This is a genomic window from Bacillus sp. FSL W8-0116 (genome assembly GCF_038003825.1).
Lineage (GTDB): Bacteria > Bacillota > Bacilli > Bacillales > DSM-4216 > Bacillus_O > Bacillus_O smithii.
Window position 1 is genome coordinate 931,981 of record NZ_JBBOPY010000001.1, and the last position, 24,839, is coordinate 956,819.

Sequence of the window (24,839 nt, forward strand, 5' to 3'; positions counted from 1 at the left end):
ATGTCATAAAACCGCCGATTTTGTTTATAATGTTTCATTGAACTCACAGTATGGAAATTTTAAACTAAATATTGGAAAGTTCATAAAAGCAGATAGCCCTTTTATTCTGATATATGGGCAAAATGCCAATGAGAACGATGGACTAAAGGCGGATTCCATGTCCTTTCCAATTGCGCAGTTCACAAAAGTCCTTTTCAAAAAAGAAAATGGGGTGAAAAGATGAATATTTACATGACCACCGGGACGTTCGATTATTTACAAACGATTCTCCAAAAATATGAACACGAAACGATGATCCTTATGGAAAACGAAGAAAGCGCTTTACTCCTTCACGAAACCGAGAAAAAATCCGTATTCCAATCCCCCAGATCGTATGAAGTGATTGATTCATCTGGCCTTTTAGACAAAAAAAGCGGCTTTTTTGTCATGAACCATATTCCCGTTACGGATGAAGGCCGCCCTGTTTTTGAATACCGATTCAAAAACAGAGCGGGCAATCTTGAAAAAATGCCGGGCTATAAAGCCTTTAGACTCCTTCGCCCTTTGAAATCAGATACATATATTGTATTGACTTGCTGGAAAGACGAACAGTCTTTTCAAAACTGGAAAAAATCCCAAGCGTTCGAAAAAGCCCACTCTAAACAAGAAACTGAAAAAGGAACGAAGAGTAAAATCACCATTTTCCCTCGTCCTTCTTACGTCAAAACCTATTTAATACCGAAAGAAGAACAATCGTAATCCACGTCGTGATGGTCGCTACAACTAAACTTTTTACTACAGTCTTAGATCAAGCACCAAAGTGATTATTTAAACTACGCTGTCGGGCTGCTAAAATTTCACATTTTCAAGGAAATAACGTCTTTCTTTTTTCTTTCAATCATTTCTTCATTCGACGCTCCTTTCATTCACAACTTCTAAGGATGATTCATACTTTGAAACAAAATAGTGTGATAAACGCCTAGCGAAGTCTGTGAATAAAGGAGTAGATACAACATGCCAATCGACTTAACGTTGATTCATTGGGTGTACGTTCTTTTTATCGCACTCGTGATCCTTTTCATGATTCTCCGCAAAGATACGACGATCTTATGTATTATCGGCATCTTTTTCATCGCTTTTACAGCTACCGGATCAGTCACCGCGTCGATCATCAGTATATTTACCAGTTTCGTATACGCAATCTCGGAGCTGTTGCCGACCATTCTCATCATTTCCATGATTGTCGCCATGAGCAACAGCTTAATGAAAACTGGAATCAACGAAGTCATCATTGCTCCATTTACAAAATTCATCCGTTCTCCTGACACAGGATTCTGGATCATCGGATTACTAATGTTGTTAATTTCCTGGTTTTTTTGGCCGACACCGGCAGTTGCTTTATTAGGAGCTGTACTTGTTCCGGTTGCGATACGAGCAGGGTTGCCTGCCATCGGCGCGGCAATGGCCATGAATTTATTCGGCCATGGAATCGCCCTTTCCGGCGATTTCGTCATTCAGGCAGCTCCTAAATTAACGGCCGACGCAGCAGGAATTGCCGTCCAAGATGTGATTCATGCCAGCCTCCCTCTCGTAGCCGTTATGGGAATCTCCACCACACTAGTGGCTTTCATTCAGCTAAAAATCGATATGAAAAAAGGAAAGCTTTCGAGCAGCAGCCTCGTTTCCACCAACCGTCAAGAGAATAAAATTGACACCTCCCTTTCCTTCAGAACAAAGCAAATATTTGCGATCCTGATACCACTCTTTTTTGCCATTGATATATTTTTCCTGTTTTTTTATCACTTACAAGGCGGAGACGCAACAGCACTTATCGGGGGAACCGCCATTATTATTCTCTTCCTGATCGCGTTGATCAGCTATAAAGGGAAAGGGTTAGAAAAAACCACCCAATTTTTAATGGAAGGATTCCAATTTGGTTTTAAAGTATTCTCACCTGTTATTCCCATTGCCGCTTTCTTTTATCTAGGCGATGCCGGTTTTTCGAAAATAATCGGCGACTACCTTCCTCATACATCCAATGGCATTGTCAACGACCTTGGCGCTTCTCTCGCTTCCCTTGTCCCCTTGACGAAAGAAATGGGGGCCGTGACTATGACCGTCATCGGGGCCATTACCGGCCTAGATGGTTCAGGATTCTCCGGCATTTCTCTTGCCGGATCAATCGCTAAAATTTTTTCCCACTCTCTGTCAGGCGGAACAGCCATATTAACGGCTCTCGGCCAAGTAGCAGCGATTTGGGTTGGAGGAGGCACTTTAATTCCTTGGGCTTTGATTCCTGCTGCGGCCATATGCGATGTCGATCCTTTTGAACTGGCACGAAGAAATTTAATTCCTGTATGCTTCGGCCTCTTGGTGACAACCATTGTCGCAGTATTCCTATTATGATTTTCAGCAGACGGCATGCCCTTAAGCTATGACCGCCATCTAAGAAGCAGTATCCACGAAAAAACATTGCTGCATCACGAATGAATTCCCTTTTTTCAAGTACTTACAAAATCTAAACCAGATGCCAGAAAACGGTCTTACAAGTTTTCCATTTTAGCTAGCTTGCGGGGAGTGTATATTTCGGTAAACAAAAAGACGAATAAGACGGCTGCTCCAAGTATGATTCCACTTTCAAACCATGAACGAAAACCCGCCGCCCCCGCAAACAAAAAGGCCTGCAATCCAAGACACTGCCTCAAAAGCAGCATAAAAGCTGTTTTTTTTCTTTCTTTCGAAACAGGATACAACATCATCCAAATTTTTTCATCGTGGTGACGGATAAGAGGAAAAAGCTGGAATCCTGTTAAATAAATAAACAAGAGCGCCATGATGACTTTGAATAGTAATGAATGGCTAAAACTGATCAAAAGAAAACCAATGAGCGTCAAGCGAACAAACAATCCAATGTATTCATTTACACGAACAAAAGTACGTGACAACAAATACGTATAAACATGATGGGAGCCATATGGAATCTTTTTAAACAGAAAGTCCAGCCATTTTCTTCTTTTTACGTCTCCTTGCAGATTAGGGACCGTCGTAAACAAGTTGGCAAAGCGATAAAAAGCCATCATTCTTTTTTCTTCTAGTTCCACAAGCATTTCCCATTTTAAAATATGCTCCCTGCTCTTGTTTTGAATAACGCCGGCATAAACGATCAAAAGAAACGCTCCAATGACGAAAAGAAGCCAGTTTGTCCGGCTGAACAGCGGATATAAAAAAACTGCATTGAGAACAAAACGAACGATCAGATCAACAAGACGTATATTTTTCTCTTGAAACTTCTGCACATTCCAACGGACAAACAAATTCCAAAACTTCAAAATGAATAAGATCACAAGCCACAAAAAGAACGATGCATAGCTGACTCCTTTGACTTTTACATACATGGGCATTAAAGCAGCAAGAAATAAAATCAGCCAATAACTTTGAAAGACAAAACTAGATACAATGGCTTTTTGAAAATAGCCTTTTAATCGTTCCTCCATCGGAAGCAGAAAGACGATATCCGCTCGCATTAAGTACGTGTAAATCGGAGACCACGCCAGAATAGCCCCCAATAACAGCGCCATGATAAACGGGGCTGGAAAATGAGGATCCAACGTTTTTACCCATTGACTGTAATAGTAGACACCGGCTCCGACCCCAAAAATCAGCACAAATAGCAGATGATCATTGAATATATAGCGCAAATATTTGCGCATCTCGGATAAATAGCCGTTTAATCGCTCTTTCCATAATTGCTGAACAGTTTTCATTTTTCTTCTTCCTTTGTCAGTTGAATATAGAGATCATCGAGAGAAGCTCCCTGCATGCCAAACTGTTCCCGCAAGTCCTGAATGGTTCCTTTTGCGCGGATTTCCCCGTTATGTAATATGATAAACGAATCGCAATACTTTTCGGCTGTTGCTAAAATATGAGTGGACATTAATATGCCCGCCCCTCGTTTCTTCATTTTTTCCATCCACTCCAATAACGATTGAATTCCGAGCGGATCAAGCCCTAAAAACGGTTCGTCAATAATATATAAATGAGGTTCCGTTAAAAAGGCGCTCATAATCATTACTTTCTGTTTCATTCCTTTGGAAAAATGAGCAGGAAACCAATGAAGCTTTTTTTGCATTCGAAATTCCTTTAAAAGCGGATCGATCCTCTCTTTGTATTCTTGTTCTGTTAATCCGTAAGCCATCGCCGTCATTTTCAAATGCTCTTCCAACGTTAATTCTTCATACAACACCGGCATTTCCGGTATATAAGAAAACTGTCTGCGATATTGCTCCGGGCTGTCTTTCAAAGATAGTCCATTGATGGTAATCTCTCCTTGCCTCGGTTCCATTAAGCCGATAATATGCTTAATAATCGTACTTTTTCCGGCGCCGTTTAAACCAATCAAACCAACGATTTCATTTTTTTCAATAGTAAAAGACACATCTTTTAACACAGGCTTTCTTGTATAACCGCCAGTCAATTGGTCGACTTTCAATAGCGACATTCTTCCACATCCTTTCTGTTTTTGATTGCCCAAAAATTCGTTTGAAAACTCTCCATCCTCCTCCAATAGAAGAAAATTTGTGTTCCATTCATTTCGTTATGGTGACATTCAGATCACTTTAAAGAAGACACACTTATTAAACCATTTAACAAAAACATGCAGTATTTTGTTTCTAAGTTCATCTTATTTTAACAAACATTTCGCAAAAACAGCTATTTCAAGTCTACCCTAACCTATTTTAGACTTGATAAATGATTCTTGACAATTTTTCAGACAAAATTTCATCACTTGTATGTATGAAGAAAAAATTTCTGTGCATTCTAATATTCGAAGGGGTTAACCAAATAGTAAAACGGGGTGGTTGTGAAAGACCAGTACCGCATTTTCCTATCTTATGGTCAATTGATTCGCCTTCAATAAAATGAGGTGATTACGGCAGACAGTAAAGTCGCACGATCCACAAACTCCAATGCAAATAAGTATGAAAGACCATAAAGTCTTCATTCACGAATTTGCCAAAAACGGGTTTGTGTTAGATCTAAACAGTGTCAAAGCAAGAAACATTCCAGCAAGGGGATGATTAGCTTGAACACGAAAAACGACTTTTGCACTGCAGATCAGCAATGACCAATCCCCTTCAAGGGACAGGATGCATAAGCATCCTGTCTTCTTTTATGTCCTCAACATAAAAATCATCCATTTGAACCCTATCAGATCAGAAAATAAAACAGCCATGATCTTACGTTTAAAACATTCCGGTCCGCTCCGCTTTGAGCCATTCTTTTATAGAAAATGCTTTGGAGTTGGCACTAAAAGAAAAGGTTCTTTTCATGATTCAAGATCGTTTTCTAACTGCGCTGCTTTTTATTGGCGGCAAAATATCCCCTCAGTCCAAAGCTAACCGGAGCATTTTTCATGGCTCCCATTTCGAATGCACGGTTCCCTATTTAGATCCCCCTGCTTTTATGATAAAATACATTCAAATCCATGCCATTTCATCGAAAAAATCCAAAAAAGCCAGTGATTTTTTGACTCGACGTGTGTCCATAAGATTTGATCCATTCAGCAAAGAGCGGCATACATGCCATTTATCATGAAATGAAAGAAAGGATGAGTGAATATGAGTGATTGTATTTTTTGTAAAATTATGAACGGAGAAATCCCGTCAGCAAAAGTTTATGAAGATGAAAATGTATTTGCTTTCTTGGATATCAGCCAAGTAACAAAAGGGCATACACTGGTCATACCAAAAATACATAAAAAGAATCTCTTTGAGCTAACTCCAGAAATTGCTGGATCGCTTTTCCAAGCTGTGCCGAAAATAGCGAATGCTATTCAAGAAGCCTATCAACCGATCGGACTAAATTTATTAAACAATAATGGAGAAGCGGCCGGACAATCAGTCTTTCATTTCCACATCCATTTGCTTCCTCGTTACGGAAAAGGAGATGGATTCGGGGCTGTATGGAAATCGCATCAAAACGACTATACTTTCGACGAACTTCAAGACATCGCATCGACCATTCATCAGCACATAAAATAGCAAATGAAACGAGAATTCTTATTTGAGAGCAAAGCAAAGAATTTGTGGTAAAATGAATTCGAACCACTAAAATCGAGTTTTAGTGTAGAGATTAGTTTAGCAGAGGAGAGAAGAGAATTGAATACGAAAACACTTGTTAGTTTAGCCATTTTAGTGGGTATGGGAGCAGTTCTTCATGCAATCATCCCTGCTTTTTTCTTAGGTATGAAGCCAGATATGATGCTTACGATGATGTTTCTCGGCATTCTATTATTTTCAAACGCCAAAAACGTTTTGCTGATTGGTTTAGCAACTGGGGTCATTTCCGGATTGACCACGGCATTTCCTGGAGGATTCCTTCCGAATCTAATCGATAAACCGGTTACGGCGTTCATTTTTTACGGATTGCTTGCCCTTACGGCAAAGTACAGCAAAAACACACTCGGAGCAGCCATATTGACGGCTGTCGGCACTATTGTCTCCGGAACAGTCTTTTTGACTTCAGCCTATTTGATTGTCGGTCTGCCCGGACCTTTTACCGCTTTATTCGGAACCGTCGTTCTGCCTGCTATGGCCTTAAATGCCGTTGCCATGTTTATTATTTATCCTATTGCCCAATCGATAATGAAACGCTCAAACGTTGGGCATCAAGCTTAAAAGCATCGATTTAATGAATAATGCCTGGCCACTTCCTAACCTTCCGTCATGCTTCTAAGTCTACGGAGGCGGCCAGGCATTTTTGTGTATTATGGCCGAAAAACCATATTCGATCCAGTCTCCAGCCACCATCGTTTTTCCCTCACTTATCCCCTGTTTACCAATTCTTTTCATGTTACATAAAGGAGAATGATGATCACAAATACGAAAACAGTTCCGGCTCCAAGTGCGCCGACACGTTTTTTCACCATCTTTTTCGGGGGATATATACCCGGCCTGGACAATAATAGAAGCGAGCGACACAGACCAAGAAACAAAAGAAAATCGAGAATAACCGCAAAGAACAAAACCCCTCTCATGTAAATTCCTCCTTCACCAGCCCGCTGACTGATCTTCCGGACATAGAATGTTGATTTTCTTCAAAAGAAGTCTGTATACTCTTCTTAAGGGATTCGAATTTAATGAATATTCTATCCTATTCAACTGCAACTGAAGATATGAAATGAGGGACTTTCAATCTCAAAATACGAAATATCAGCCAGAGGTGAATGATTATGAAACGATCGAATTGGTTGGCGGGCTTTTTAGTCGGAGGGGTTGCAGGCGCCATTACAACGCTCCTTACCACTCCTTCTTCTGGAAAAGACGTCAAAAAAAATATGTTAAAAACAAAGGATTTTATGAAAGAAACAGCGAAGGAATTCATAAGCAATACCGAACAGGTAAAACAAGCGGTCACTCATTTTATACAAGAAGGAAAAACGGCTTTCCCTCAGATCTCTAAAGAAATAAAAGAAAGCATCGAATTATGGCAAAAAAGCATTCAACCAAATAAAAAGGCAATTGAAGAAGGAATTCACAACGTCCAAATTTCGATCCAAAACCTGGAGGAGACAACGAAAAAGAATGGATAACACCCAAATCCTCATAGAATCCATTCCCCAAGCGTGAAGTATACAGGGCTTTTTGACTAGCACTTGTCGTCCTTATGGCAGGTGAAGCGTAAGCCCTGCCACATTCGGAATACATCATAAGTTTTTTCAGGAAAACAAGGTATTTTCTTATAACAGCATGCGAAACTTATGAAAGTGGACAATCTTGTTTATTGGATTGTCCACTTTTTGAAAATTTAGTAAATTTATATCTTTATTAATTTTTATTTTATTGGCATAATATTGTTAGAGAATACTTTCAGAAAAACCTGTTCAATTTTAAAAAGAAGGTGATAGAAAGTGAAAAAGCAAGAAGTTTCCATACATGAGGTAATGCTATTTTCCCAAAGAGTAGCACAGTTAAGCAAGGCCCTTTGGAAAGCGGTTGAAAAAGATTGGCAGCAATGGATCAAACCGTATAACCTTAACATTAATGAACACCATATCTTATGGATCGCCTATCATTTAAAAGGAGCCTCTATTTCTGATATCGCTAAGTTTGGCGTCATGCACGTTTCCACTGCCTTTAACTTTTCAAAGAAACTAGAAGAACAAGGCTATTTAAAATTTTCCAAGAAAGAATCGGACAAGCGAAATACGTATGTTGAGTTGACAAATGAAGGGGAAACGATCCTTCATGACCTAATGGAAAAATTTAATCCGGAAGCCAATTCCGTCGTGCAAGCGGCACTGCCCCTAAATAAACTGTTTGGTAAATTTCCTGATTTTTTAGAACTCAGTGTGATCATTAAAAATTTGTACGGGGACGATTTCATGGAAATTATCGAAACCTCCCTTCAAAACATAGACGAAAACTTTCAGAAGGAAGATACCTTCATTTCCACGAACGAACCCACCGAAAAAATAACGAGTTAGTTGGAAAGATTTTTGTACAGCTGAATCATTAATTCTTTATAGAGCCCTTGTTTTATGCATGCAGCGATGACCTCTTTACAATCCAACTTGGAATGAAGCCTTTTTTCAAATTCTTGAAAAAGCGGAACATGAAAAACAAATCCGTCCGCTTTTTGCTCTTGATATTTCTTGTTCAACTCCTCACAAAGTTCAAAAAATTCGGCCGTTTCCTCTTTTGTGAGCCGATTTTTTATAATCAGCCAATCAAATTCATGTCGGTTCTTATCGACCATCTGAATCAACAGTTGTTGATGGTATTCCAACATTTCCAATCGTTTTATAATATCCTCCATGTCATTTCACCATACCACAAATAGACGCTCTATTTCGAACAGTCAATCATACTTACCGGGCCATTCAATATTATCTTACAGTAAAACTTGAATTTAAGCTATTCCTAAAAGACAAGATGAACGGTACGTTTGGTGCTTGTGAACTACCCTCCACTTATCAACCTTACGGTTTGATTGAAGTGGGGGCTTCTCGGGTAATCCCGTCTAATGACAGAAAATTGACCGAGTTAACCCTCTCGTTCCGAAAGTTATTATTCTTTATGCTAATAAGCGTAATCCCTCATTTTTGATATTGATTGCTGAATTGTGATCGCGATCTAATACAAAGCCGCAAGAACATTTATATACACGTTCAGATAATGGCATTTCTTTTTCCTTGCCGCAACATGAACACTTCTTAGTGGAGGGAAACCACTTATCAATTTTCACAAGTTGTTTCCCCTGTTCTTTTAGCTTATACGCTAAGAAAGTAGTGAACATCCCCCAGCCGTTATCATGAACGCTTTTTCCAAAGTTGAGGGCTTGAGACATGCCTTTCATGTCTAAGTCCTCAATAATCACAGCGTCATAGTTTGTTGCTAATTCTTTTGACTTATGATGAAGAAAGTTTCTGCGCTGATTCGCTGTCTTTTCATGTAGCTTAGCCACTTTCAGGTGTTGTTTTTCCCATCTTGCAGAACCTTTCTTTCTTCGAGAAAGAATTCGTTGTGCTTTTGCTAATTTATCTAAGGCTTGCCGATAGTAACGTGGGTAATTGGCTTTCTTACCCTGTTCACTCTCGACATATAGACCATCCATAGCAAAATCCAAACCAACAACTTTCTGTATTTTAACTGGACGAATATCTTTCTCATATTCTGTCAAAATTGAAATGTAGTATTTGCCTGTCTTTGTTTTAGAAATAGTGCAAGATTTGATTTTATAATCAGCAGGTATCTCTCTATGCTGTTTCATTTTTATTGGCTTTTTGATTTTTGGCAGTTTGATATGACCATTTTCTAGCTTAATATTTCCGTTGACCATATTAGTTGTATAGGATTGTTTTGCTTTACGATTTTTGAACTTTGGAAAATCCGCATTTCCTTCAAAGAAATTCTTATAAGCAGTCTGTAAGTTCATTTGTGCATTTGCCAAAGCTAAAGAATCCACTTCTTTTAGGAATGGAAATTCACTTTTATATTTTGCAGGGGTCGGAAACTTTTGCTTTTTAAGCAATTCTTTATCATCCTTGAACTTTTCATACGTTTCTTTGCGTTCAGCTAACATCTTATTGTAGACAAAGCGAACACAACCAAATGTCTTAGCTAATAATGCGGATTGTTCTTTGTTTGGTAACAAACGAAACTTGAAAGCTTTGTTTTGCTTGGCCATATCAATTCACCTCACTTTGTGCGGAAAAATTTCGTATATATTGATTATACCGTAAAAAATCCGTACAATCAATATGAGGTGATAATCATGAGAGAAGAGAAAGAACGTGTAGAAATTCGTATGCCTAAGACGATATTAGAAAAATTGGAGCAATATCAAAAAGAAAATGGGATTCCAACTAGAACAGCCGCAATCTTAGAATTGTTGAGAAAGGGATTGGAAAAATAACTTTGGCTAAAGCCAACCGAAATTCATCTCCCACCTACTCATTGGTGCGATTCGCACCTTCACATTCCTTGAGGATGGGAGACTTCTTTCGGAAAGCCGTTAAAAAGACGCTCTGCTCTCCCGATCCCGGCAAGCCGGAAAGGAAAAGGCCCTGCCAAAGACAGGGCCTTTATGGATTATTCCTGGGTGTCCGCTTTTTCGGATGTGACACTCACCTTTTCCCAATCCGTATGTGGATATATAGCCAAGTTTTTCACGCGGTTGTTCACCGCATACAATTGATAACGGTAAAGGGTCGGAATGACTGCTTGTTGTACGTTTTTACCTCTAGATTGCCGATCTCCTGCAGATGGATCCTTTTTCTGATCCAAAAATAAAGAAAGAAAAGATGAAAAAGCACACAAGCCGCTATACTGTACAGCGCCGTCCAGACGTAAACATCATCAATATGCTTGTCTTTTGCTAACATCATAAATGCAACAAATGCGTCAAACGCAGCCTTGTACATAAAAATAACGGCGGCAATACTTGGGAACCTCCAGCTGAAAGGACGGCTCGGAGTAGATAAAAGGATTGAAAGTACATGCACGATAAACAACAGGATTTCAAGGCGAAATACCCGTTGCCAAAAAGGAGACAAGTTTTCCCATCCGATATTTCCGCCATTTACAACTTTGTATGCGACTCCGATCATCACCAAAGAATAAACAAACAATGCGCATAAAAATTTCCGCAGATCGGAAAATGTCAGCAACCGGCTTCTCGCATCAGCATTTAAAATGAGCAAAAATTTTTCTTCGGTTAATTTTTTCACTACATCCCCCCGTGCTCTATTTAGGGCTTGCTGAACGAATCAAATTTGGTCAGATACAAGCCAAATTTGATTCGTTCAGCAAGCCCTACTTGTAGAAACAAAAAGCCCCCGGGTTGGGTGCATGTACATTAACCTCTTAACATATTCATAATATGGTTAATTTCTGTGTCATGCTTGCCGGATTTCCCGCTAAGAAACTCAATATCGCCCTTAATGCCTTTGATTTCATTTGAAACAACTGTAAAAATGCTTTTATGTTCTTCCAGTTTATCGTTTGTGAATTTAAAATTGCTTCGCAGTTCCAAAGCAAGGTTGTCTACTTTCGTTTCAATGCGTTCCTGCCCTGCTTTTAAGCTGGAAACATCGCTCTTTAAACCGGACACATCACTTTTTAAATCTCTCAATTCATGAAGAATTTGCTGCAAAATCTCATCCATTATTTTACCTCCTTCCTTTTTCAAATAGTATATCACAAAGATTGCTTTTCCTACTATCTATCATTTCTGTTTGTTATCAATTTTTTCTCGACAATTCGTATACAATTGTATACAGAAAGGAGCACGTGTATGAGATCATCAATTGACCCCGGAGGGAAATTTGAAGGCCCTTTTTGTCCTTCATCAATTCAATGAGGGACAGTTCGAGAATACTGGCCGCCCGTTTTGTCTTTCATCAATCTGATGAAGAACCTTTCACGATCCCCGCTGTTTTTTTTTGCAATTGCGTGCAGCATAGCTGGCGCATGCAAAACCCGTGGCGAAACCGCACACGGGCTTTTGAACAACAGATTTATTGCACGCTAGAACTATATCCCCCGGGACTTTGCTGCTTTCTCCCAGCTATAGTAAACCCCTAAACTCACCACACCTAAAACGAGCGGCAACCACCACGGATAAGAAAAGGACGGGCCGATTTTTGGCATGAATTTATCCAGCAACATAACGCCGCCCAGAAAAACAGAGATTACGGCATCTGTTTTCAAAAAAGTTAGGATTTGCTCCTTTTTTGTTTTTTCCTTAAACAAACTCTTTTTCAAGATACGAAAGATATACCAAATGGCAAAGATCACGTATAGCCCGGCAATAAAAAAGTTCAGGGCCGCGGGTACAGGATAAAACGGCGGCAAAGGTCTGGAAAAGAACCGTTCAACAACAAAAGCAGTAATGCCATTAATGACCAAATCAATCCCCAAAAGCAAGATCATTATCCTGATTGTAAAAGAAACCATATTGCGTTTGTTTTCTTTCGGCAGTTGCCTGATGATTTCGTCGGCAAATGCTTTCGGGTCACCGCCGAACATTTGCACAGCTGTCTTGTTTTCTTTTTGGCCTTCGAGCAGATGGTCAAGCAGTTCCATCAGCACTTCTTCTGTTTGCTGCTCGGACAAAACGGTTTGCAGGCGAAGGTAGACAAGCAGATCGTCGTAAAATTTTTTGTTCTCAGGTGCCAGTTTCTGCCGTTTACGGTTGTTTTCCTCAATCAACTGTTTTACACTAAGCATCCTCACTTCTTCCTTTCAATAAAAGTTGAACAGGGGCTGCGATTTGCTGCCACTCTTTTGTAATCTCATCTAACGCGGATTTTCCTTTCTCCGTTAATTCATAATACTTGCGGCTTGGCCCGGAATCGGATGGTCGCATCTCTCCATGGATCCAGCCGTTCTTTTGCAGGCGCAACAGAACCGGGTAAAGCGTCCCCTCGCTAATTTCCTGGAGGCCTATTTGCTGAAGTTTTTTTGAAAGAATGTAGCCATAAACCGGTTCTTTTTCAATCACAGCCAGCACACAGCCGTCTAAAATGCCTTTCAGTAACTGGCTTCGAATGGACATCCCTCCACCCCCATTTCAACTACTTTGTTATGCAAGTTAGTTTATCAAAAAACGAACTACTTTGCAATGCAAAATAGCAAAAAACAATAAAAAAATCCAGCGGCAGGCAAACCGCTGGAGAAATGTTATGATTGCTTTTTTCGCTTGGAAAAATAATGAAGGAAAAAGGACAGAATCATATAGGCCAAAAGTGAATTACCCTCCACTTATCAACCTTACGGTTTGATTGAAGTGGGGGCTTCTCGGGTAATCCCGTCTAATGACAGAAAATTGACCGAGCTAACCCTCTCGTTCCGAAAGTTATTATTCTTTATGCTAATAAGCGTAATCCCTCATTTTTGATATTGATTGCTGAATTGTGATCGCGATCTAATACAAAGCCGCAAGAACATTTATATACACGTTCAGATAATGGCATTTCTTTTTCCTTGCCGCAACATGAACACTTCTTAGTGGAGGGAAACCACTTATCAATTTTCACAAGTTGTTTCCCCTGTTCTTTTAGCTTATACGCTAAGAAAGTAGTGAACATCCCCCAGCCGTTATCATGAACGCTTTTTCCAAAGTTGAGGGCTTGAGACATGCCTTTCATGTCTAAGTCCTCAATAATCACAGCGTCATAGTTTGTTGCTAATTCTTTTGACTTATGATGAAGAAAGTTTCTGCGCTGATTCGCTGTCTTTTCATGTAGCTTAGCCACTTTCAGGTGTTGTTTTTCCCATCTTGCAGAACCTTTCTTTCTTCGAGAAAGAATTCGTTGTGCTTTTGCTAATTTATCTAAGGCTTGCCGATAGTAACGTGGGTAATTGGCTTTCTTACCCTGTTCACTCTCGACATATAGACCATCCATAGCAAAATCCAAACCAACAACTTTCTGTATTTTAACTGGACGAATATCTTTCTCATATTCTGTCAAAATTGAAATGTAGTATTTGCCTGTCTTTGTTTTAGAAATAGTGCAAGATTTGATTTTATAATCAGCAGGTATCTCTCTATGCTGTTTCATTTTTATTGGCTTTTTGATTTTTGGCAGTTTGATATGACCATTTTCTAGCTTAATATTTCCGTTGACCATATTAGTTGTATAGGATTGTTTTGCTTTACGATTTTTGAACTTTGGAAAATCCGCATTTCCTTCAAAGAAATTCTTATAAGCAGTCTGTAAGTTCATTTGTGCATGATAATCATGAGAGAAGAGAAAGAACGTGTAGAAATTCGTATGCCTAAGACGATATTAGAAAAATTGGAGCAATATCAAAAAGAAAATGGGATTCCAACTAGAACAGCCGCAATCTTAGAATTGTTGAGAAAAGGATTGGAAAAATAACTTTGGCTAAAGCCAACCGAAATTCATCTCCCACCTACTCATTGGTGCTATTCACACCTTCACATTCCTAGAGGATGGGAGACTTCTTTCGGAAAGACGTTAAAAGAACGCTGATCCAAAAAAGCTTGCTCAACGGCCATCCAAATCATTTATTTTCTATTGATTTTTTGCTTATTTCGTCGTAAAGTATGGTAGCATCCTTTTCGCAATCATTTTTAGGTTTATTGATCCGTTTTGACATCTGACATAACAAAAATTTCTATTTATTGAAAATTTCGTTTAATTCCTCGGTATACAAAACCATTTTCATTCGAAATCATGCACATGAATTAGCCTCAACATGCCTAATCGTTATCTTTTTAATTGTGAGGTGCCTAAATATTCTATTTATCACCCTGATGAATAAGGTTATGAAAAAGGAGGGAGCATCATGTCAGTAATCTTCGTGTTCATATTATTTTCTATTTTCATTTTATACAATATCAATAGACTTACCAACACGCTATGTATGCAAAAAGACATACCGGAAGATCGCCAGCCGAAAGTGTTTAGAACGATTAACATTTTAATCACTATTCTGCTCATTTCTTCTTATATCGAAATTCTCTATACATAAGTGGAATAAAAGCCAGGCATCGCCTGGCTTTTATTCCAATATCTAGTAAATCCAAGATGCACCGATGATAATAAGCAAAATGAACAACACAACGACAAGTGCGAATCCTCCGCCATATGCTCCAGACATATCCGAGTTCCTCCTTTATTTTCACATTTTTCATTTGTTAATATAGCCATGCTGCACCAACAATGATGAGAAGGATGAAGAGCACCACAATTAATGCAAACCCTCCGCCATAAGCTGCACCCAATACCGATCACCTCCTTACACATTGGTCTATATCATACTATTCATTTGTTTTATTTTTGGTTTAGGCCTTTTTCCCGCTTGAAGACGACTGTATAGGTCATCAGATGATTAAACCTGATTAGAAAGGATTTAACAATATGGCTTCGACAACAGAAGTTTCCAAACATTCTTGTTTTCTGCCAAATTCTAATCCGGATTTTTCAACTGACTAACCCTATTAGGACCTACTCTTTCAGCGGAAAACTTTTCATTCCCGCCATACCTCCTTTTCTGTTATTTGTATCGTATGTAACCCGGTATATTTTGACTGAAGCAAACGCCTATTTTCTTGTCGGTCATAAAAAAGAAAAACTTTGGTAATTCCGCATAATTGTGATATAGTATGTCTATGTGGATAAAGAATATAAAAATGAAATTAAGTGTAGGAGTTGTTGAACGAATGAAAAAATGGATTCTCTCTTTGTCGTTGTCAGCCGGGATGATTGTTCTTGCTGCATGCGGAAACGGCGGAGATGATACCGTTGTAAAAACGAATGAAGGAAATATTACAAAAGAAGATCTGTACAACGCTATGAAAGAAAAATATCCTCAACAAACACAACAAGCGTTGCAAGAATTGGTGTACAAAAAAGTTTTATCTGAAAAATATAAAGTTTCGGATAAAGAGCTGAATGACAAGCTTCAAAAAATAAAAGACCAACTTGGTTCACAATATGAAGCGTTCCTCGCCCAATACGGCATGGACGAAAAGGGATTTAAAGACTACTTAAAATTGGAACTATTAGAGCAAAAAGCGGCAACGGCCGATATTAAAATCAGCGATCAAGAATTGAAAAATTATTATAAAAAATGGCGGCCGGAAATCAAAGTCCGCCATATATTAGTCGATGATGAAAAAACGGCAAATGAAATAAAAGCGCAGCTGGATAAAGGGGCCAAATTCGAGGATCTTGCCAAAAAATACTCCAAAGACACAGCTTCCGCCAACAATGGAGGAGATTTAGGATGGATCGATTACCAAGGCCGCAAGCAATTTGTTCCTGAATTCACTAAAGCGCTTGATACTTTGAAAGTCAAAGAAATAAGCAAACCGATTAAAACAGAATACGGCTACCATATTATCCAAATTACAGATAAGAAAAAGAAAAAACCGTTTAACGAAGTAAAAGATCAATTGAAAGAAGAACTGAAACTCTCGAAAGTCGATCAAACTAAGATGCAGAAAAAACTTAACGAAGTGCTGAAAGATGCTAATGTAAAAGTCGAAGACAAAGACTTTAATGGTTTGTTTTCCGAAGCAACCTCCAATAAATAATAATGTGAAATAATAATGTGTGCTGCTTTTTTGAAACGGAACGCCTTTCGTTTCAGAAAGGCAGCATTTTTTTGAAAGCGAACAAGTGCAGCATGCCTTTTCTTCTTCTCGCAATCAATTTTTCATTCGCCTTTTTTCCACGATTCGGACTAGCCATATAAAAAGGCGCTCCAAAAGAAGAATTCTTTTGAAGCGCCTTTTACGTTTATGCTCCTTGTTGTTCCTGATCTTGTTTCTGTTTCTTTTTTTTCTCTTCTTGCATCCTCTTTATAAATACTTCGCCTTCTTTTTCGATCCATTCCTGGTCTGCCTTCCGATCTTCTCTCGCCGTTTTAATCACCATAAATGCACTAATAAATATTCCTGCCACAACGAAATACATCCAAAACGGTACCGTCATTTTCCACCTCTCCTAACTTGTCCGCATTTACTACATCTTATGAGACGGAAACGTTGCCTATTCCTATAATTTTTTCCATTATCCTCTGTTACCGCCAACTAGACGTCATTCAGGTCTCCCGCAACGAAACGTCATGATAAAGAAAAATATCAGAATGGAATGGGGAGAAAGAGAGCCGCACGATCTATCTTTTCCACTTTCAAAAGGAATTCTTCCCTTAAAAAAAGACCTCTAAAAAGAGGTCTCAGACTGTCGACAAATCCGAAAAAACCGGATTTGCCGACAGTCTTTTTTTGTATAATTAAGATACCGTAATGAATTAAGGTGGATGAAGTGCTAACAAAAAATACACAGATGAATCGTGATCAAATAGAAATGATAGCTTTAGACCAACTTGTACCTGCAGATCATTTGGTTCGTAAAATCGACGCTGCGATTGATTTTTCATTTATCTATTCGCTTGTTCAAGACATGTATTCATCGGAAAGAGGTCGACCAAGTATTGATCCAGTTGTATTGATTAAAATGGCTTTCATCCAATATACCTTCGGTATTCGTTCCATGCGAAAAACTATAGAGGAAATCGAAACGAATCTGGCTTACCGTTGGTTTCTTGGATTTGGTTTTTATGATAAGGTACCTCACTTTTCAACGTTTGGGAAAAACTACGAGCGACGCTTTAAGGATACAGACTTATTTGAACAGATATTCTATCGCATTTTGAAAGAAGCTGCAGATAAGAAGCTGATAAGCAGTGAGCATGTCTTTATTGATTCTACTCATGTCAAAGCGAGTGCGAATAAGCTTTGTGAAGAAAGTGGTTCGAAAAGAAACGAAAGCCTATCAAGCACGTCTACAAGATGAGATAAATGCTGATCGAGAAGCACATGGAAAAAAGCCATTTCCTCCAGATAAATTTGGGAAAGAAGAATATAAAGAAATAAAAGAAAGTACCACTGATCCGGAAAGTGGTTACTACGTAAAAGACGAGCGAACAAAACAGTTTGCTTACTCATTCCATGCTGCTGCGGATCGAAATGGCTTTGTTTTGGGGGCTATTGTAACGCCAGGGAATATTCATGACAGTTCCGTATTGGAGCCGCTTCTTGAAAAAGTCATAGAAAAACATGGAAAACCGGTTGTAGTTGCTGCTGACGCTGGATATAAAACTCCCGCCGTTGCCCAATACATATTTGAAAATGATATGACCCCTGCTTTACCTTATACTCGCCCTCGTACAAAGGATGGTTATTTCAAAAAACATGAGTATGTTTACGATGAATACTACGATTGTTATCTTTGTCCGCAAGGACAAGTGTTAAAATATGCAACTACGACGAAGGAAGGCTATCGTCAATATTTTTCTGATCCAGTCCAGTGTAAAGATTGTCCATTCCTCTCGAAATGCACCCAAAGTAAGGAGCATAAAAAACTAATTCAGCGACATGTATGGGAATTTTATTTAGAGGAAGCTGATCATCTTCGGCATACACAAGAGAATAAGAGCATTTATGCAAGACGGAAAGAAACTATTGAACGTGTTTTTGCTGATGCAAAGGAAAAGCATGGTATGCGTTGGACAACTTTAAGAGGTGTAAAAAAATTGTCCATGCAGGCGATGCTAACTTTTGCTGCAATGAATTTGAAAAAGATGGCTTGCTGGACATGGAAAAGTCCAGCAATAATCGAGTAGGAGGGAGCGATTAACTCCCGTCCTCTCACACCACCGTACGTACGGTTCCGTATACGGCGGTTCAATTAAGATAATTGACGCAAGTCTTTATAACTTCCGTGAATAGCTTATCTTCTTATGCCAGTGGTCACTCCACCCTCCAAGAGGTCCCCCACGGGATTCACCGTTTCCTTCCTCAAGTGAGGTACTACGTTTTCTGTGTTCAACATGACACACTGAATGCAAAGGGCTATTCTCTCTTAATTGTTCAGTCCTTCCGAATTGTTCTAGACCAATTCGTACTATGACCTCTGCTGACTTCTGATGGCTCAGCTACTTATCACTAAGTAGGTTATGAAGGCTACTTCACGTATCCATCAGACCTCCCCGGGTAAGAGTGTAATCTTTCCTTCCATCCATCTGCTTCATTTACTCTGTATCACCTTCGGCAGAAAGGGCTTTGTTTTGTTGTGCAAACTCACCCAGTGATACCTAGCCTCATATGAAGTTCGTGTTCCGAGAGACCTTAAAGTTTGCCGCCCGCTTCCTTCAGATTCCGCGTCACCACGGACACCCTTGCGTTAAGCTAACTGCTACTTCTGCCTTCGCAGCTCGGGACTTTCACCCTATAGATTACACCCATGCCGGGCGCACACATAAAATAGACCCCTCTAGGGGTCTATTCCAAACATTTGAAAGCATAAAAGTGAAATAGGAATGAAATCGAATATACTAATTAAAACTTTGGCTTATAAAAAGAGCGGTTATCCATAGCGAAAATTCGCTCGGAAAATTCTCCCGGTTTCGTTTTTTCTAAAGCTCGATCCAGCATATTCATCTTCGCATCAATATTATCAATGTAATGAAGAATTTCCGCTTCTTTGATTAACGGCGGCTTCGGGCTCCCCCATTCCGGCTTTCCGTGGTGGCTTAAAACAATATGCTGGAGAATAAACACCTCTTCTCCTTCGATGCCCAGCTCTTCGGCCGCCTTGGCAATTTCATTGATCATGATCGTGATATGCCCCAACAAATTTCCTTCAGCCGTATAGGTAGTCGCAACGGGGCCCGACAACTCAATGACTTTGCCCAGATCATGAAGAATCACACCGGCATAGAGCAAATCCCGATTTAAAGAAGGATATAAATCCGCAATGGCCTTTGCCAGTTTTAACATGGAAACGACATGATAAGCTAATCCGGATACAAATTCATGATGGTTTTTAGTAGCTGCCGGATATTGATAAAAAGGCTCAGAATATTTTTTCAGCAAGTAACGAGTGATCCTTTGGATATTAGGATTTTTCAATTCAAAAATAAACTGAGTGATGATTTCTGCCATCTCATCCGAATGCATCGGGGCCGACATAACAAAGTCTTGAATTTTGACTCCTTCATTTTCGGAGGCCGGTCGGATTTGCCGAATTCTTAGTTGATTTCGCCCGCGGTAATTTTGAATATCTCCGAGCACTTTTACAATCGTTTCCGCCCGATATTGTTTTTCATCCTGTTCTGTCGCATCCCATAGTTTCGCTTCAATTTCACCGCTTTTGTCTTGAAGAATCAAGTTTAAATACGGTTTTCCATTGACGGCTGTGCTTTTCGTCATGGATTTAATCAATAAATAACAATCGACAGACTGTCCTGCCTCATAATGGATAATTCCCTGAACCATTCAGTTTTTCCTCCTGTACACCGGCAATGGATTTAATCGACACCATTATATCACATAAACAGTATTTGATTATTCATCCTGAAGGAAGCGAATGTAAAAGAAAACTCATGGGCAGCCATTCGTTCAAAAATGGTTCCCAAATATTTTTTAAAACTTTATATAAAAATTCCGTTTCACCCAATCGGCAAACAAATATATGGATAGGCAGACGGCGATTCTGCAGCCAGCTCATTTATTTTGATCATTTTGTTACGTTCGCCCAGTCAGGTTCTTCTAAATGAATAATAGAAGTTTCCGGAAAATACATTTTAACATGTTGATGGCATGTAAAAATCAATATTTGTGTATGGCGGCTAACCTCTTTTAATACTTCTGCCACTGCGGACATTCGTTTATGATCAAAATGGACAAAGGCGTCATCAATGATGAGCGGAAATGGATATTCTTCCTGCAAGACGGAAGCGAGAGCAAGACGAAGGGACACATACACCTGTTCACCGGTGGCCTGGCTTAATTCTTGCGGTTCAAAAAACATCCCATCTTTTCGTTTTACATAAAACTTTCCTTCTTCATTCGTATAAAGGTGAATATACCGTCCATTTGTCAACATGCTTAAAAGTTCTTCTGCTTTTTGCAAAGCAAGTGGAAGTTTTTGATCTTTAAAATGCTTCACCGTTTTAGCAAAGATATGTTTTGCAATCGCTAGCTGCGCCCATTTTTTTGCTTTTTCGTTTACTACCGACCGCTGAAGATGGAAAAGATGAAGCCGTTCTGCGTAAGTCCCGCCCTCTTCTAAAACCTTTTTCTCATACTCCCATTTCGCTAGATCTGCCTGTACTCTTTTTTTCTCCTGTCCTAGTTCTTTCAACTTTTCTTCGACTTCTAGTTTGGCTTTTTTCCATTTTGCGGGCTGATCGAGCGGAAATAGAAGGTCCGGGCTGTCAGGCACCTGACGATGGATGAGTGCTAAACGTTCTTTCAACTGTTCAAGTTTTTTCCATTGAGTCCCATTTTTCCGAAAATCTTCTTCTGTTTCCGTATTAGCGGACGCAAACAGTTTCTGAATTTCCCTTTCAAATTCAGCTTTTTCCTTTATCACTGCCTGAAGCTCCTCTTTATACTGCTCTGCTTGTTTGCTCGTTTCCTTTATTTGCAAGGCTTTCTCTTTATTTCTTTTCAACTGTTCTTTTAATTGAAACAGCACATATTCTATATCGTGGTCCGGTAAACCAAGAGTCTTTGTCCATCGATGCAATTGATCTTTCCATCTTTGAATAGACTCTTCCATTTCTTTCATTCTTTCTTGGCATATTTTTTTCTGACGAATGATGTCTTTCATACTTAAAAGTTTTTCAAACGCCTCATCCAAAATATTCCATTCCATTGTTTTCGGAAAACAAAGCTTGTGCTGAATTCTTTGAACTCTCAACAAGTTTTCAGAAAATTCCCGCTCCCATTCCTTTTTGTCCGAAATCAGCTTACTCTTTTGCTGCTCCAATTGTTCCAGTCTCATAATCGATTGTTTCCATCTGTCCCGCAGTTCGGTTTGTTTTCGATACATAGAGGCCTCTTCTTTTGTCAGAAGATACCCCATTTCCTGAATTTCTTTCTTACGTTGATTGATTTCCTTTTTTAGCTCTTTTTCTTGTTCTTCCAAAAGATCCGGAGTTTTTTTCGTCCATAATAAAAAGGCGGCAACAAATCCAAAAAAAGGTACTGAAAGCAGAAGCCACTCGTGTTGAATGACAAGCCATAGAGCTAAAACGATTGAAAAAACAAAAACGAAACCGGCGGCAAGAGGCTGCTTATTCCTCTTTTTTGCCTGTTTTTCTGTCTCGATTTTTTGTAGTTGTAGTTCAAGCCAACGAATTTCCTTTGCCAAAGATTCTTTTTCAGTTTGGTTTTCCGCTTTTTTTTGCAGCGTTCGAAATTCTTGCTCCGGCAATAACAGCTCCTCAATCTTCTCACATTCCTTTTCCGCCGTTTGAAGCTCGCTGCGGTTAGTTTGCAAAGCTTTTTCGATGTGCTCTTTTTGCGAAATGAGACGAATAAGCTTTTGAATTTCCTCCTTAATTCGTCGTTTTACATCCATACTCGTATCAATCTGATAAATTTCTTCGTCCGTGAAATGTTCAAAATGAAGATACGTCTTGAGCTCTTCCAATTGACTGTTTAATTCTGAGATTTTCATTTGATCATTTTGCCAATCTTCTTGCCACTTTTTATACTCGGCACTTTGATTCGCACTTGCCTCAATGGCCGCCTCTTCCTCCAGGGATAAAAGGTCGTTTTGCCATCGCCGGATTTGCTTTTCTTTCCAATCGATCTTTTCTTGTAAAGCAGAAATCATCCCTTCTAAATGATGGAGCCGATCCAAATGCTTTTCAAGCCGGGAAATGCCATCCACCGGAAATGCCACTTCTCCGATGGCTTTCATTTCTTCTTCCAACCGCTGTTTTTCCATAAGCAGCGGTCTAATGGTTTCTTCTCTTGCCAGTCTTTCCAAATATGCTTGACATTTCCCTTCTTCGACGGACAGCTTTGATAAATGCTGTTTGTGATTCTCGATTTCTACTAAAACATGAAGATATTGGTCATTTTTCTTTTTCCCTTTTTTAACATCTGCCTCCAGTTCCTTCAATGTCTGTAATTCTTGATTAATAACCGGATTTCGTCCGTTTGGCTTATAAAGCTTTTCCATTTCTTTCTGCAGTTTTTTCTCCAGCCGGTATAAGGAATCTGTCCCGACGGTTCCGGCGGAAAATAAAAAGCGGCCGATATCTTCCTCTTTTAATTGGTGAAGTTTTTGCAGACCATGGACGTCAAATGAAAAAATAGAACGGTAAAAGTTCTCATCCATTCCATTTAACAGTCGACGTAGAAGATCTTCACCGCCTATCGTTCCATCGTCGAGCCTTACTGTCACCGAACTGGAGGATGTTCCTTTCACTCTTTCAATGACTGCTTTGCCCATATTCACGGTTTCAAGCGTCAATTTCCCACCATATTTGGAATGGGTTTTCGGTTCATAATTCTTTGCTTGTCTGGTAGGAAATCCGAATAAAACGGCATGGATAAACGCCATAATGGTCGATTTTCCCGCTTCATTTTCCCCGTAAATGAGCTGCAATGATTTCAAGTCCTTTAAATAAAAATTTTCCAATTTTCCAAAGCCGTATATATGAAGATCAGAAATTCTCACCGCTCATTGCTCCTTCCTCTGCCAATCCTTCTTGAATCAAGCGTTTCGCTTCTTCTAACATTTCCTCTTTTTCTTCCTCCGTCAGATCAGTTAAGAAGCGGCTCGTTTTATAATGAAAATAAAGGGAGGAAAGCGCCTCTTCCCAATCTTCTTTTGTTAAAGACGCCGTCTGCTTTTCAAATTCCCGATAAAATGGATGATTTTCTTTGAATTTCAGAGGATGCTGCGGATCGATGATAAACCGATGTACCCAAACAAACAACTCATTTAGATCTTCGCCGTCTTGCAGAGTTTCCAATAATTCTCCGCTCGTGATTTTATCTCTTATTTCTCGATTAGACACATTTTCCAACTGAATTTCCAGCATGACACCTTGATTCGTTTGACGGTTATCCTCCATCATCTGCTTCAAACGCATGAAAAAAGAATGAAAACTTTCCTCTTCCGATAGCTTCAAGACTTCTTTTTTCCATTGAATATCAGCCGTTTCAATAAATTCAAGGCGCGTTCCGGTTTGATCCAATTCAACGAGATAACAGCCTTTCGCTCCAATTTCTTTTCGATGACGTCCTTGAATGTTCCCGGGATAGAGAATATAAGGATCTTTGTGTAAAATCTTTGTTTGATGAATATGTCCAAGCGCCCAATAATCAAATTGTTTTTCCAGCAGATCATTGACTGAAAATGGGGCGTAAGGTTGATGGCTTGATTTTCCGCTTTCCTCATAACCGTGAAGCAAACCGATATGAAAATCCGCTCCGTCTTGCTTTTGGTACTCGTTTATTTTCCGCTCCCATACATGGCGTTTATCATAACTGAATCCATACAAGTGAACAATCGCTCCCGCTTTTGTCTGATGGCGAATAGCTTCTACTTGAGAAGAAAAAACATGAACATTGGATGGCAATTTCAGCGACACCCATTGGCCGTTTAAATGATCATGATTTCCGTGAAGAATATATACAGAAATGCCATGCTGTTTTAATCGATTCATTTCTGCTTGCAGCCGAGCCTGTGCTTTAATGCTTCTGTCTTCACCGTCGAATAGATCACCCGATACAAGAACAAAATCCACTTCTCTTTTGATGGCTTCATCTATGATTCTATGAAAAGAACGAAAAGTACTTTCTCGTATTCTTGCAAATAACTCCGGAGGCAGGCGCTGTTCCAAACCGATAAACGGACTATCCAAATGCAGATCCGCCGTATGAATAAATCGAATTTGTTTCACGATGGCATTCCCTCCAAGCCAAAAATCGAATGTATGTTCTTTCATTATACTTTTATTATGAAAGATTTTCTATTGAAATCTAGCCTCATCACAGTGAAAACTGAAAGATAT

General features: G+C 39.3%; 25 protein-coding genes and 2 pseudogenes. 11 read left to right on the forward strand and 16 right to left on the reverse strand.

Features of this window, described 5'->3' with window-relative positions; translation table 11 throughout:
* Positions 1 to 219 precede the first annotated feature (219 nt).
* Positions 220 to 738: an antibiotic biosynthesis monooxygenase family protein gene (locus N1I86_RS04345; protein ID WP_270583074.1), complete on the forward strand. Its 519-nt coding sequence runs from the start codon at positions 220 to 222 to the stop codon at positions 736 to 738.
* 255 nt (positions 739 to 993) lie between these two features.
* Positions 994 to 2,385, forward strand: coding sequence for a hypothetical protein (locus N1I86_RS04350; protein ID WP_341095139.1), 1,392 nt, complete (start codon positions 994 to 996; stop codon positions 2,383 to 2,385).
* Positions 2,386 to 2,522: 137 nt separating this feature from the next.
* Here N1I86_RS04350 and N1I86_RS04355 read toward each other — a convergent pair whose 3' ends face one another.
* Together N1I86_RS04355 and N1I86_RS04360 are read right to left on the reverse strand one after the other, a co-directional pair.
* A complete protein-coding gene (locus tag N1I86_RS04355; protein WP_341095141.1) occupies positions 2,523 to 3,743 on the reverse strand; it encodes an ABC transporter permease in 1,221 nt (406 codons plus the stop codon).
* The gene (locus N1I86_RS04360; RefSeq protein WP_341095143.1) at positions 3,740 to 4,477 is read right to left on the reverse strand and encodes an ABC transporter ATP-binding protein; all 738 of its coding nucleotides are present in this window, start codon (positions 4,475 to 4,477) and stop codon (positions 3,740 to 3,742) included. Before N1I86_RS04360 ends, N1I86_RS04355 begins: the two co-directional genes overlap by 4 nt.
* 1,120 nt (positions 4,478 to 5,597) lie before the next feature.
* Between N1I86_RS04360 and N1I86_RS04365 the strand changes: the two genes are divergently transcribed.
* Entirely contained in the window at positions 5,598 to 6,020 is a 423-nt protein-coding gene (locus N1I86_RS04365) for an HIT family protein (protein WP_003353755.1), read from the forward strand.
* A gap of 117 nt (positions 6,021 to 6,137) precedes the next feature.
* Positions 6,138 to 6,656: a tryptophan transporter gene (locus tag N1I86_RS04370; protein ID WP_048622834.1), complete on the forward strand. Its 519-nt coding sequence runs from the start codon at positions 6,138 to 6,140 to the stop codon at positions 6,654 to 6,656.
* A 170-nt stretch (positions 6,657 to 6,826) separates the two neighbouring features.
* On the opposite strand, the gene N1I86_RS04375 is transcribed toward N1I86_RS04370, so the two are convergent.
* Positions 6,827 to 7,015 (reverse strand): hypothetical protein, encoded by a 189-nt coding sequence (locus N1I86_RS04375; RefSeq protein WP_003353757.1) that lies wholly within the window; start codon positions 7,013 to 7,015, stop codon positions 6,827 to 6,829.
* 195 nt (positions 7,016 to 7,210) lie between these two features.
* On the opposite strand from N1I86_RS04375, the gene N1I86_RS04380 reads away from it, so the two are divergent.
* Positions 7,211 to 7,570, forward strand: coding sequence for a YtxH domain-containing protein (locus tag N1I86_RS04380; RefSeq protein ID WP_003353758.1), 360 nt, complete (start codon positions 7,211 to 7,213; stop codon positions 7,568 to 7,570).
* 318 nt (positions 7,571 to 7,888) lie between these two features.
* Positions 7,889 to 8,464, forward strand: a complete 576-nt coding sequence (locus N1I86_RS04385) for an HTH-type transcriptional regulator Hpr (RefSeq protein WP_003353759.1) — start codon at positions 7,889 to 7,891, stop codon at positions 8,462 to 8,464.
* Here the strand turns inward: N1I86_RS04385 and N1I86_RS04390 are convergent.
* Entirely contained in the window at positions 8,461 to 8,796 is a 336-nt protein-coding gene (locus N1I86_RS04390; RefSeq protein ID WP_003353760.1) for a DUF1878 family protein, read from the reverse strand. The genes N1I86_RS04385 and N1I86_RS04390 overlap by 4 nt on opposite strands.
* A 258-nt stretch (positions 8,797 to 9,054) precedes the next feature.
* Entirely contained in the window at positions 9,055 to 10,167 is a 1,113-nt protein-coding gene (locus tag N1I86_RS04395) for an RNA-guided endonuclease TnpB family protein (protein WP_003353982.1), read from the reverse strand.
* Between the two features lie 87 nt (positions 10,168 to 10,254).
* Between N1I86_RS04395 and N1I86_RS04400 the strand changes: the two genes are divergently transcribed.
* Positions 10,255 to 10,395, forward strand: a complete 141-nt coding sequence (locus N1I86_RS04400) for a ribbon-helix-helix protein, CopG family (RefSeq protein ID WP_003352379.1) — start codon at positions 10,255 to 10,257, stop codon at positions 10,393 to 10,395.
* Positions 10,396 to 10,660: 265 nt separating this feature from the next.
* Here N1I86_RS04400 and N1I86_RS04405 read toward each other — a convergent pair whose 3' ends face one another.
* The 5 genes and pseudogenes from N1I86_RS04405 to N1I86_RS04425 form a co-directional block, all read right to left on the reverse strand.
* Positions 10,661 to 11,209 carry a hypothetical protein gene (locus N1I86_RS04405; RefSeq protein WP_003353763.1) on the reverse strand — a complete coding sequence of 183 codons (549 nt, stop codon included), beginning with the start codon at positions 11,207 to 11,209 and terminating at the stop codon, positions 10,661 to 10,663.
* 128 nt (positions 11,210 to 11,337) lie between these two features.
* Positions 11,338 to 11,646: a hypothetical protein gene (locus tag N1I86_RS04410; protein ID WP_003353765.1), complete on the reverse strand. Its 309-nt coding sequence runs from the start codon at positions 11,644 to 11,646 to the stop codon at positions 11,338 to 11,340.
* A gap of 368 nt (positions 11,647 to 12,014) precedes the next feature.
* Positions 12,015 to 12,692 (reverse strand): DUF1129 family protein, encoded by a 678-nt coding sequence (locus tag N1I86_RS04415; protein ID WP_341095146.1) that lies wholly within the window; start codon positions 12,690 to 12,692, stop codon positions 12,015 to 12,017.
* Between the two features lie 10 nt (positions 12,693 to 12,702).
* Positions 12,703 to 13,038, reverse strand: coding sequence for a PadR family transcriptional regulator (locus N1I86_RS04420; RefSeq protein WP_341095148.1), 336 nt, complete (start codon positions 13,036 to 13,038; stop codon positions 12,703 to 12,705).
* A 310-nt stretch (positions 13,039 to 13,348) separates the two neighbouring features.
* Positions 13,349 to 14,218: pseudogene (locus tag N1I86_RS04425) on the reverse strand (RNA-guided endonuclease InsQ/TnpB family protein); the annotation flags it as partial.
* A gap of 6 nt (positions 14,219 to 14,224) precedes the next feature.
* On the opposite strand from N1I86_RS04425, the gene N1I86_RS04430 reads away from it, so the two are divergent.
* Both N1I86_RS04430 and N1I86_RS04435 read left to right on the forward strand, forming a co-directional pair.
* On the forward strand, positions 14,225 to 14,365 hold the full coding sequence (locus tag N1I86_RS04430; protein ID WP_003352379.1) for a ribbon-helix-helix protein, CopG family: 141 nt from the start codon (positions 14,225 to 14,227) through the stop codon (positions 14,363 to 14,365).
* 430 nt (positions 14,366 to 14,795) lie between these two features.
* A complete protein-coding gene (locus N1I86_RS04435; protein ID WP_003353770.1) occupies positions 14,796 to 14,981 on the forward strand; it encodes a hypothetical protein in 186 nt (61 codons plus the stop codon).
* A gap of 42 nt (positions 14,982 to 15,023) precedes the next feature.
* Here N1I86_RS04435 and N1I86_RS04440 read toward each other — a convergent pair whose 3' ends face one another.
* Positions 15,024 to 15,110 carry a YjcZ family sporulation protein gene (locus tag N1I86_RS04440; RefSeq protein WP_040341153.1) on the reverse strand — a complete coding sequence of 29 codons (87 nt, stop codon included), beginning with the start codon at positions 15,108 to 15,110 and terminating at the stop codon, positions 15,024 to 15,026.
* Between the two features lie 37 nt (positions 15,111 to 15,147).
* Positions 15,148 to 15,234, reverse strand: coding sequence for a YjcZ family sporulation protein (locus N1I86_RS04445; RefSeq protein WP_061778555.1), 87 nt, complete (start codon positions 15,232 to 15,234; stop codon positions 15,148 to 15,150).
* Positions 15,235 to 15,672: 438 nt separating this feature from the next.
* Here N1I86_RS04445 and N1I86_RS04450 point away from each other — a divergent pair, with 438 nt between their 5' ends.
* Positions 15,673 to 16,548 (forward strand): peptidylprolyl isomerase, encoded by an 876-nt coding sequence (locus tag N1I86_RS04450; RefSeq protein WP_341095150.1) that lies wholly within the window; start codon positions 15,673 to 15,675, stop codon positions 16,546 to 16,548.
* 205 nt (positions 16,549 to 16,753) lie between these two features.
* Here the strand turns inward: N1I86_RS04450 and N1I86_RS04455 are convergent, their stop codons facing one another.
* The gene (locus N1I86_RS04455; protein WP_003353772.1) at positions 16,754 to 16,948 is read right to left on the reverse strand and encodes a sporulation YhaL family protein; all 195 of its coding nucleotides are present in this window, start codon (positions 16,946 to 16,948) and stop codon (positions 16,754 to 16,756) included.
* Positions 16,949 to 17,281: 333 nt separating this feature from the next.
* On the opposite strand from N1I86_RS04455, the pseudogene N1I86_RS04460 reads away from it, so the two are divergent.
* Positions 17,282 to 18,641, forward strand: a pseudogene (locus N1I86_RS04460) (IS1182 family transposase).
* Positions 18,642 to 19,356: 715 nt separating this feature from the next.
* Here N1I86_RS04460 and yhaM read toward each other — a convergent pair.
* The 3 genes from yhaM to N1I86_RS04475 form a co-directional block, all read right to left on the reverse strand.
* The gene (gene yhaM / locus N1I86_RS04465) at positions 19,357 to 20,295 is read right to left on the reverse strand and encodes a 3'-5' exoribonuclease YhaM (protein WP_003353778.1); all 939 of its coding nucleotides are present in this window, start codon (positions 20,293 to 20,295) and stop codon (positions 19,357 to 19,359) included.
* Positions 20,296 to 20,536: 241 nt separating this feature from the next.
* A complete protein-coding gene (locus N1I86_RS04470) occupies positions 20,537 to 23,497 on the reverse strand; it encodes an ATP-binding protein (protein WP_341095152.1) in 2,961 nt (986 codons plus the stop codon).
* A complete protein-coding gene (locus tag N1I86_RS04475; protein WP_341095154.1) occupies positions 23,484 to 24,728 on the reverse strand; it encodes a metallophosphoesterase family protein in 1,245 nt (414 codons plus the stop codon). The genes N1I86_RS04470 and N1I86_RS04475 overlap by 14 nt, the downstream gene beginning before the upstream one ends.
* Between the last annotated feature and the right edge of the window lie 111 nt (positions 24,729 to 24,839).